This window comes from Citrobacter freundii complex sp. 2024EL-00216 (assembly GCF_043945515.1).
In the GTDB taxonomy this organism is placed as follows: Bacteria; Pseudomonadota; Gammaproteobacteria; order Enterobacterales; family Enterobacteriaceae; genus Citrobacter; species Citrobacter portucalensis.
Genome location: NZ_JBIMRA010000044.1, coordinates 1 through 9,215, shown reverse-complemented (window position 1 = coordinate 9,215; position 9,215 = coordinate 1). Strand labels below are relative to the sequence as shown.

Annotated in this window: 11 protein-coding genes and 1 pseudogene; 8 read left to right on the top strand and 4 right to left on the bottom strand. The window is 49.0% G+C overall.

Annotated features, from left to right (window positions below):
• The first annotated feature begins 523 nt into the window (after positions 1-523).
• The 4 genes and pseudogenes from ACHHZ7_RS24970 to ACHHZ7_RS24955 all read left to right on the top strand — a co-directional run bounded on the left by ACHHZ7_RS24970 (position 524) and on the right by ACHHZ7_RS24955 (position 2,244).
• On the top strand, positions 524-847 hold the full coding sequence (locus ACHHZ7_RS24970; protein ID WP_172954315.1) for a MobC family plasmid mobilization relaxosome protein: 324 nt from the start codon (positions 524-526) through the stop codon (positions 845-847).
• Positions 837-1,202: pseudogene (locus ACHHZ7_RS24965) on the top strand (relaxase/mobilization nuclease domain-containing protein); the annotation flags it as partial. The gene ACHHZ7_RS24970 and the pseudogene ACHHZ7_RS24965, both read left to right, overlap by 11 nt.
• 322 nt (positions 1,203-1,524) lie before the next feature.
• Positions 1,525-2,022, top strand: coding sequence for an MbeB family mobilization protein (locus ACHHZ7_RS24960; protein ID WP_157944932.1), 498 nt, complete (start codon positions 1,525-1,527; stop codon positions 2,020-2,022).
• Between the two features lie 6 nt (positions 2,023-2,028).
• Positions 2,029-2,244, top strand: a complete 216-nt coding sequence (locus ACHHZ7_RS24955; RefSeq protein ID WP_032634148.1) for an MbeD family mobilization/exclusion protein — start codon at positions 2,029-2,031, stop codon at positions 2,242-2,244.
• A 103-nt stretch (positions 2,245-2,347) separates the two neighbouring features.
• On the opposite strand, the gene ACHHZ7_RS24950 is transcribed toward ACHHZ7_RS24955, so the two are convergent.
• The 3 genes from ACHHZ7_RS24950 to ACHHZ7_RS24940 form a co-directional block, all read right to left on the bottom strand.
• On the bottom strand, positions 2,348-2,779 hold the full coding sequence (locus tag ACHHZ7_RS24950; protein ID WP_210943915.1) for a hypothetical protein: 432 nt from the start codon (positions 2,777-2,779) through the stop codon (positions 2,348-2,350).
• A gap of 370 nt (positions 2,780-3,149) precedes the next feature.
• The gene (locus ACHHZ7_RS24945) at positions 3,150-3,461 is read right to left on the bottom strand and encodes a type II toxin-antitoxin system RelE/ParE family toxin (RefSeq protein ID WP_015059150.1); all 312 of its coding nucleotides are present in this window, start codon (positions 3,459-3,461) and stop codon (positions 3,150-3,152) included.
• A complete protein-coding gene (locus ACHHZ7_RS24940) occupies positions 3,449-3,727 on the bottom strand; it encodes a CopG family ribbon-helix-helix protein (RefSeq protein WP_063624536.1) in 279 nt (92 codons plus the stop codon). The genes ACHHZ7_RS24945 and ACHHZ7_RS24940 overlap by 13 nt, the downstream gene beginning before the upstream one ends.
• A 402-nt stretch (positions 3,728-4,129) precedes the next feature.
• On the opposite strand from ACHHZ7_RS24940, the gene ACHHZ7_RS24935 reads away from it, so the two are divergent.
• Both ACHHZ7_RS24935 and ACHHZ7_RS24930 read left to right on the top strand, forming a co-directional pair.
• Positions 4,130-4,651, top strand: a complete 522-nt coding sequence (locus ACHHZ7_RS24935) for a hypothetical protein (protein WP_105277856.1) — start codon at positions 4,130-4,132, stop codon at positions 4,649-4,651.
• A 226-nt stretch (positions 4,652-4,877) separates the two neighbouring features.
• Positions 4,878-5,039, top strand: a complete 162-nt coding sequence (locus ACHHZ7_RS24930) for a hypothetical protein (protein ID WP_157944930.1) — start codon at positions 4,878-4,880, stop codon at positions 5,037-5,039.
• An 80-nt stretch (positions 5,040-5,119) separates the two neighbouring features.
• Here the strand turns inward: ACHHZ7_RS24930 and ACHHZ7_RS24925 are convergent, their stop codons facing one another.
• Positions 5,120-5,680, bottom strand: a complete 561-nt coding sequence (locus tag ACHHZ7_RS24925; protein ID WP_105277857.1) for a helix-turn-helix domain-containing protein — start codon at positions 5,678-5,680, stop codon at positions 5,120-5,122.
• Between the two features lie 422 nt (positions 5,681-6,102).
• Between ACHHZ7_RS24925 and ACHHZ7_RS24920 the strand changes: the two genes are divergently transcribed.
• Together ACHHZ7_RS24920 and ACHHZ7_RS24915 are read left to right on the top strand one after the other, a co-directional pair.
• Positions 6,103-6,549: a hypothetical protein gene (locus ACHHZ7_RS24920; RefSeq protein WP_105277859.1), complete on the top strand. Its 447-nt coding sequence runs from the start codon at positions 6,103-6,105 to the stop codon at positions 6,547-6,549.
• Positions 6,550-7,650: 1,101 nt separating this feature from the next.
• A complete protein-coding gene (locus ACHHZ7_RS24915) occupies positions 7,651-8,520 on the top strand; it encodes a WYL domain-containing protein (RefSeq protein WP_105277862.1) in 870 nt (289 codons plus the stop codon).
• The last annotated feature ends 695 nt before the right edge of the window (positions 8,521-9,215 follow it).

Here is a 9,215-nt window from a genome sequence, read left to right as displayed (position 1 = left end):
TTAAGTCCTGTCGGGTTTCGTCTTCCACTGATTTGAGCGTCCATTTGTGATACTCGTCAGGGGAGGCGGAGCCTATGAAAAAACGGGTTCCCCGCGGCCTTTGCCCTGCTTTTCTTTTTCACGCCACACTCCCTGTTTATCTTTGCGTGAGAGTACGCAGCGCCCGCCGCAGTCTCACGTCCGGAGCATCGCGACCGAGTGAGCGAGGAGGCGCAATATCACCGTCCTGTCATTATTCTGCTTACGTCTTGCCCCCGCATTTTCCCCTGCCAAATAACGCAGTTAACACGCACATTACCACCGTGCTAACCTGAGTAAGCCAGTATACACAGCGCTAGCGCACTGTGACTGGTTCAGGGCTGCGCCCCGAAACCCGCTAAGGTCAACGGCCTGACGCACCCGGTCGGGCTTGCCGGCTCCCGGCAGATGCCCACAGACAAGTTGTGTACCTCTCCGGGAGCTGCGTTAGACCTCCCCCCTAAATATTTTCACCGGAGGCCGTTTGAGTACAAAACGCGACAAGATGCTGACCATGTGGGTCACGCAGGATGAGCATCAGCAGCTGCTTGAACGCTGTGACGGCAAACAGCTGGCGGCGTGGATGCGGCAAACCTGTCTAGATACCCGACCGGCGCGGTCATCACGGCTGCCGTCCATCGATCCGGTTTTACTGCGTCAGCTCGCAGGCATGGGCAATAACCTTAACCAGATCGCCCGGAAAATTAACGGCGGTCAGTGGTCTGGTGCTGATCGGGTTCAGGTGGTGGCTGCGCTGATGGCCATCGATACCGGCCTTGAACGGCTACGGCATACGGTGCGGGAGAACGGAGCTGACGATGATCGTTAAATTCCATCCGCGCGGGCGCGGAGGCGGCTGTGGGCCGGTGGATTATCTGCTGGGTAAAGACCGACAGCGTGACGGGGCGACGGTGCTGCAGGGCAAGCCGGAGGAAGTCCGGGAGCTGATTGATGCCTCACCGTATGCCAAGAAATACACTTCCGGGGTGCTATCGTTTGCCGAGAGTGACCTGGCGCCCGGACAGCGCGAAAAGCTGATGGAGAGTTTCGAGCGGGTTCTGATGCCCGGACTCGATAAAGACCAGTACAGCGTGCTGTGGGTGGAACACGCCGACAAAGGGCGGGTGGAGCTGAATTTCCTCATTCCGAACACCGAACTGCTGACCGGAAAACGTCTGCAGCCGTATTACGACCGAGCCGATCGCCCGCGTATCGATGCGTGGCAGACGGTGGTGAATGGCCGGCTGGGACTGCATGACCCGAACGACCCGGCAAACCGACGCGAGCTGGTCACGCCGTCGGTGCTGCCACAGGCGCAGCAGGAAGCTGTCAGAGCGATTACGCAGGGTTTAATGGTGTTAGCCTCGTCCGGGGAGCTTAAAACGCGGCAGGACGTGACTGAGGCGCTCACTGTGGCTGGTTTTGAGGTGGTACGTACCACGCGAAGCAGTATCAGCATTGCCAACCCGGACGGGGGGCGAAATATCCGACTGAAAGGAGCCATCTATGAGCAGTCTTTTAACGCTGGCGCAGGACTTAGAGCAGAACTCGAAAGCGCAGCGGCAATCTACCAGCGAGATGCTGAAAGCCGCATTCAGCGAGCACGAAGCGTATGTAAATCAGGAACTGAGCGAAAGCGCGAAGCGAATCAACAGCGCTATCCTCGACCACGACCAGAAGCTGTCCTCCGCCATCAGCCAGAACACCAGAGGGATGCTGAAAACCATCGGGCGGACGTGGCTGATAATCGCCGGCGTGTCGTTCCTGCTGATCTGCACGAGCGGGAGCATTCTGTGGTGGCAGGGGCAGAAAATTCTCGACAACTACCAGGCCATCAGCGAGCAGAAAGATGCACTGTCGAAGCTGAACGCGCGAACGTGGGGCGTGACATACCGGGAGGACAGCAACGGACGTTTTCTGGTGCTGCCGTCGGGGATGAAAGGCGACACGAACTGGACGGTGAACGACGGGGCTATGAACGCAGTAAAACTGGTGCAGGAGTAGAGCTGAATGACGGAACTGGAAACGCAATTGTTGAGCGCATTCGAGCAACTGCAGCAGGATTACGCGCAGCAGCTGAGCGCGTGGGAAGCCGCCTCCTCGGAGTTGCAGAGGATGTTTGGCATTACGCAACGGGAGAACGCGGCGCTGAGCGAGCGTGTGTCGGACTTGAGCAGGCAGGTGCAGAGTTTAAGCGAGCAGCTGCGCCGCTTGTCCGTGAGATGAACACCATCGAGCAGCGGCAGGCACATGAACGGGCGCTGCAGCACGAGAAAACGCCGGAGCCGGAGCGACCGCTGCGACAAAAAGGTCTGGATGGCCCGTCGCTTTAACCAAACAGCCTGGACCAGAACCCTTTTTTTTGCGCCTGCTCCAGGCTTTCGCTGAGCTTTTTGATTTCTTCCCGCAGCTGGTTTTTCTCGTCCTCATGCTGCTGATTTTCTTTTTCCCGCAGCGTTTTGTCTTCCAGCATCAACGTGATGGCCTGTTTCATTTCAGCCAGCTCTTTCTGCATGGCTGTCAGTTGCTCGTGTGGGAAATTTTTCTGTGTATTTTCACGGTGTGAAACACTGGGAATTTGTTTCTCAGGTAAATTCACATTGCCGTATACGCGGATCAGTTCGGATACATCCACGACCGGGTTGTTTTTCCCGTCGCGTGACACGGTAACTTTCCCTTGTTTTACATGGTTATACAGCGTTCTTCTGGTGATGCCGACTGCCTGTGCTGCCTGTGAAAGGTTGAGCAATGTTTTTGCCACTGTATACCCCTGATTTTTTCGTGTGTGAAAGGTGTATAATTTCTCATAATCATTATAGCGCCAATGTAACCCGAATTTCCTGCTGATAACGGGAAGCGCTGAACGCTATCAGTCGCTCCTGTCGATTTTTTTCTGTTCCAATCGTCTGGTGATTGTCGCGGTATTGCGACAAGTACAGTCAGTGGTTTCCGCTGCTGGCAGGTGATGCAATAGCGGTATCAGATAAAACAGGGGCAAGACGATGAAAGCATTAATGGCAATAGCGTTGGCTGTGAAGGTGGTTGGACTGATACTGGAGGCGCTGATTTTTGCTATAGAGTCCGGTCTGCTCCGGCGGTGAATTGCAGAGCAGATCGGTGCTCAGGGGAAATTATTCCTGCAGGCCGTGATATCCGGCTTCTTTCTGGTGCCGGACTGTCAGGATCACTATCCGGTCCGTTTCCCGGTCGTGGCGATAGAGCATCACATAACCACTGTCGCCAAATCCGATCACCAGTTCCTGGTATTCTAGCGGGAGAAGAGAAACCGGACGGCCCATGTCCGGCTGCGTTTTCAGTTGCTGGATAGCCCGGATGATCACTTCACCGGCTTTTCTGGCCGCCAGCCGGTTTTTGGTTTTGAGAAAGTCCTGCAGGCGCTGTAAATCCCGCTGCGCCAGTGCGGAGACAATTACCTGTGGCATGGTGGAGCATCCTGCTCATTCTCAGTTCCCCAGGTATCTATCCACGCTTCCACCTCTTCGGCGCTCAGGTGCAGACCGGTTTCCTGATAGTGCTGCCATGCGGCCTGCCCATCCCTCAGGTACTGGCTCCGCTTTTCTTCCCGGTTGATGTATTCGGTGATCGCTTCCAGCATCAGAGCATGAGCGGAGCGATGGCGGTCATCGGCAAGGGTTTTCAGGCGGTCTTTGAGTTCATCATCAAGCCTGATGGATGTTGCTGCTGACATAAATCACCTTTGTAGTCATGTGTAATACATATGACTACTTTAATCGGAGTCAGTGATATTTGCCAGAAATACGGCTTACGGTGTCCATTTGCCGCCAAAACCCGCGCCATGCAGTCGGGTGCATAGCCATTCAGCCTCTCAGGATTCATCTGCGCCGTTTTGCGGGCTTTTCGCCGGGTAAGCTGTGGTTTTCATCGGCTTCACGCTCAAAGCGCGCTGAGGTCGTCTGAACGGTGCGCGTAATGAGGCGTTATGGTAAATCCCATAGGTAAGGCTAACGGTCGTTTTGAGGTACTCGATTAAGCTACGTCATATGCTAGGTTAAATTCTCCTATTTACTACAATCTAATTATGTAGTACTTTTGTTTTGGCGGTGGGCTATGAACTTTTATTGGGGGATTTATGTCTGTTACTGATTGCGTTGTTGTCCTTACTGCTCGAGGTATTACGCAGATACTACGTGAGGGGGGGAGCCAGGCATGGCGGCTAGATCCAAGCCATGCTGGTAAATATGAATATGCCGTCTGCGTCCAGAATACGAAACCTTCATGGGGGACTCCTGAGGCTAAGCACCATCACGCTTTTCTGATAGGTAGAATTTCCGGTGTCAGCCGTTCTCCTGAGTCTCCGGAGACACGCTGGATTTTAAATTTTGATTCTTATGCTGAAATTGATATTCCTAACCAGTGGGATGGAAACAGAAATCCTGTTTCATATGGCAGCCTAAAAGATATTGGCATTGATATCAGCCAACTTGATTTCAAACCACTTCAAAAAGTCTTCCCCTTAGAACCGGAGGAACACGTTGAAGTCGGATGTGATGGCGTGGGTATTAGGCCTCTAAGTATCCAGGAAGCAAAGAGTGGGCTGGCCATGAAGTTTGGGGTTAGTGAAGAGGACATACAGATCACTATCAATGGCTGATCTTGGCTCAATGCTTACAAATATCAATGGCGCGTCGAAAAAAGGCAGCACCACATAAAAAAGCCCGCATTGCGGGCTTTTTTATGTGGTGCATGCAGTGAGAGCTTTATGTTAAATGGTGCCGAAAAATTACTTTTTATCACCGTTACATGGGGTCGTATAAAACGAGAGATAAATAAGAGTGAGCCACAGAAGCTCGCAACTAAGAAAATGGAGGACAACCCCTATGATAAAAAAGACAACTGACGCCTTAATCAGGGATTTAAATCACAACAACCGCTTGCTTGGGCGGATGAAGCGTGAAGGGATGGATAATGTTAGTGATACAGCGATTGTAAAACGAAGCATCACCGCCATCATTACCGAAATTTATATTCGGGGGCGTTAAGGCAAACAGGTCCGCCAGCTGCGGGCCTGTTTTGTTGGCGCGTGAAAGTATGCTGAAATACTGTTCAGGTTCTGTGATGTTTAAGTCTGGTGGGGGGTTCCTCTGCATTCTTTACACCAACTTTGAATCACCCGTTTATCAGGGTTTACCCTCCGGTAGCCAAAAAGACTCTCAATTTCAGCCTCTGATTTTGCTATTTTTTTACATCTCGGGCATACATGAATTTGTGGCGGAGGGGTCATGCTAGGTAATTGAATATTAATTATTTTTAACATCAATGGAGATATGTCATATACGTTTGTTAGCCCGATATCCAGTTTACCCTTTGACCTAACTCTTTTCCTGATTAGCTCCTTTTCTTCCAGTCTCTGAATTGTTCTCTGGATTGTTCTTCTGTCCTGACTCATGCGTTCTGATAACAGTTCTATCGACGGAAAGATCTTTGCTGAAGAACTGTGCATGAAGGAGATGAGGTGGATCAGTAAAACTAACTCAGAGTTGCTTAGTCCCAGCCTAGCTTGATTCTTAAGTAGCTCGTTCGGGATTGTTGTCCATCCTGAACCGAGGATAGTTCTTCCCCAGATAGAGAGAATTGTATTGGGTATTTCGGTGTTTTCTTTCTTAAGATCGTGGCTCATCATCGCAGCTTTTTTGAATCATTAATCATGATATAACTACTCTTACATACACTATATCATAGTGTATGTAAGAGTAGTTGTTATTAGGGTGGCGTTCACGCCACCCTAATTTTACCTAAAAGGTACGGCTTTTCGTGACTGGTCACGAGTACTGCTCTTAACATAAAAAGGCAGAGAGAACTTAGTTCTTTGCCATCACTCACCCAGAACATAGGACTCATATGTTGGCTCACGTAAATTCTTGCAGGGACGGAAGCAGTATCGAACGTCGTCGCGAGTACAAATCTCGTGCCGACGTTGTTCTGCTGTCCAGATCCCATAAAAATTCTTCTCAGGGAGCGGTAAAATTTGATTTACCACGCTCCGATGACGCTATTTTTGATATGCTATCGACTTATATGAAAAAGTAAGTCGATTGGCGGAAAATGGCGATACGATTCAATAAAGTAGTTCTTGCTAATGATTTTACCCACGGAGCACTAAATGAAGAGTGCTTCGTGGATCTGCCATTTATGGAAGAACACCATAGACAAGCGCTAGCAACCTTTATTGGCAGGGTTACGCGAGAAGAGCCTTTGCCAGGAAAAAATAAACCCTCTTGGTTAAACGATGATCAGGAAAAACTACCTGATACGGATGCCTACCAGGATGGAAATTACTGGCATTATCACTGTGGGCCTTACAATGATGCTACTCGCTTAAAATCAATGACATACAATCTATCCCTCAATCTTTCAGGGTTGACCTCTGCAGAGGTTATCCACTATCAAAAGATGGATGACGGTACGGTTTTTGTTGTCGGATTTTCGCCTAAACACCAACCATTTCCTGCTTCTGACAATAATAATCCGCTATTTTTGGAAGATGAGTAGGTTAGCAACGTACCTATTGATAATTTAATTACTGTTTTCTGCCTGTATCACTCTTTGATGAGTGAGCCCCTCTATAAAACTTCTGCAAGGTGTGTTCTTACTTACCCCTGTTTTCTATGACAGCATTGCCTTTCTATGGTACGTACCATTAGGGTGTTATGGTAAATCGACTGCATATAGGCATAAAAAAAGCCCCGAAGGGCTTTTGCTCTAGATGTGCTGCTTCATCCAATCCCATGTGGTTTGCGGAAGCCATCCGGCATATTCTTTGGTTACACCAATCACAAGCAAGGTGTCATTATTGTCTAGATGCCTACGCAAACGATCCGACAGCTGTTGGGCTGTTTCCCTGGTTGATATTAGCCAGGTGGAATCTAAGGGGTGGCACCATCCCGGCGACTTTTTTAACTCGTCGTATAGCGCATTGTAGTTCTGACCTGCTTTATTCAGGTCATAAGAGACACAGTAAACTGACATAGAACCATCCTTTTTAATCAAATTTAGAACAGCCCGTTAGGGCTGCGATCACTAACTTTTCTTTTCGCGATTAATTGGAATTTTGAACATCCCGCCGTTCGGACGGGTGATTCGTTTGCCCTTTACTGTGATGTAAGGGCGAAAAATGTATGCCTGAGACTCTTCTGTCTGCATGTTGCATTTCCTGTTTTTCGCCACATGAATGTTGATTTTTGCTATTAAAATTGTACTGTAGCAACCAACAAATCTAGTGGCTGGCTTGTAAAAGCACTTGAGGTGGTACTCAAGCGCCGCGTTTGTGTGTGGTTTGTTAGGGTTAGTTCTGGTGGTACAGGCTAACCCAATCATTTTTCCTTCCTTACCCCCTTAAACGGGTTTCCGTCTTGTTTTACATCCATAATTCTACCTGTCGTAGAATCTCGCTTTGCCCATAGCCCTGCCGGGGTCTGGAACTGAGAGCGTTGCTTTACTGCGCCAATGCGATGTCCATCGCCGTATGGTTTGTTCGTTGCCATTTTAGTCATTCTCCTATCGGGAAATGTGCTATTGTTATGCTCATGATAAGTGATCTTGAAGATGAGTACAACTTTTGATCGGTGTAATAATTCCTAGGATTGCTATCTTATGAAAAACATTAGAAATCAGAATTTTATAGATGACAGGCTCTGGCACATAGAGTGGCTTTTAATGATGAGAGGCTGGTTATCCCGTATAGACTTAATGGATAAGTTTGGGATTAAAGGTGCTGCAGCTAGCCGTGATATCAAAAGATACAAGGAGCAAAGTGGTGATAATTTATATTTAGATCATAGGGTTAAGAGGTATGTTGCCGATTTCGATAAATTTAAGCCAATTTATGAAGCCTCTGAGGATCTGATTTTTTCAAAGCTTACCGATCTGGATGAATCCCGGTTTTTAGGTGCTGGCTATCCCTTGATTGAAACTATCCCGAGTCTGGCTGAAATAAATCCGAAGGATATAACCAGCATAACCCGTGCGATTCTGAATATGAATGTGCTGAACATATCCTATTACTCTATGACTTCAGGGGCTTCGGAGAAGAAAATCGTCCCTCACTCGATGTTCTACAACGACCTTAAAACATACGTCCGTTGTTATGATCTTGGAAGATGCAAGTTTTTAGATCTTGTCGTAGGACGAATTCAGGAGATTTTTGGGGAAGATGGCTCTGCGCCTGCGGAATGTCTGAGAGAATTTGATGATGACTGGAATACATATATTTCTTTAGAACTGGTTGTTCATCCTCGGGTTCAGCATAAGAAAGCCATTGAAAGTGATATGCAAATGACTGACGGTGTAAAATTGGTTGAGGTTAGAAAATCGCTGGCTCATTACTGGCTACGCCGATGGTGTGTAGATTGTTCGGCAACCGCCAGCATGACTGATAAATCGTTCCAGCTCCACTTGCGGAATTCCAGTGTCATTAAAGGCGTGAATGGTGCTTTCCCTGGAGTTAACAACCATATCGACTAACTGGTTTTCCCATCTTAAATGGCGATAGCTGCTGTCCATTAAATAATGATGTATTCGTCGATCTGGAAAGGATCTCCTTGAGATCCTTTTTTTCTGCGCGTAATCTCTTGCCCTGTAAACGAAAAAACCACCTGGGGAGGTGGTTTGATCGAAGGTTAAGTCAGTTGGGGAACTGCTTAACCAGGTAACTGTCTTGTGCGAGACGAGTCACCAAAACTGTTCTTTCAGTGTAGCCGCAGTCAGGCCACCACTTCAAGCACTCTCTAAATCTCTCGCACATCATCAGTTACCAATGGCTGCTGCCAGTGGCGTTTTTGCGTGTCTTTCCGGGTTGGACTCAAGTTGATAGTTACCGGAACGGGCGCAGCAGTCGGGCTGAACGGGGGGTTCGTGCACACAGCCCAGCTTGGAGCGAACGACCTACACCGAGCCGAGATACCAGCAGCGTAAGCTATGAGAAAGCGCCACGCTTCCCGAAGGGAAAAAGGCGGGACAGGTATCCGGTAGGCGGCAGGGTCGGAACAGGAGAGCGCGCGAGGGAGCCGCCGGCGAGAAATCACCGGCATCTTTAAGTCCTGTCGGGTTTCGTCTTCCACTGATTTGAGCGTCCATTTGTGATACTCGTCAGGGGAGGCGGAGCCTATGAAAAAACGGGTTCCCCGCGGCCTTTGCCCTGCTTTTCTTTTTCACGCCAC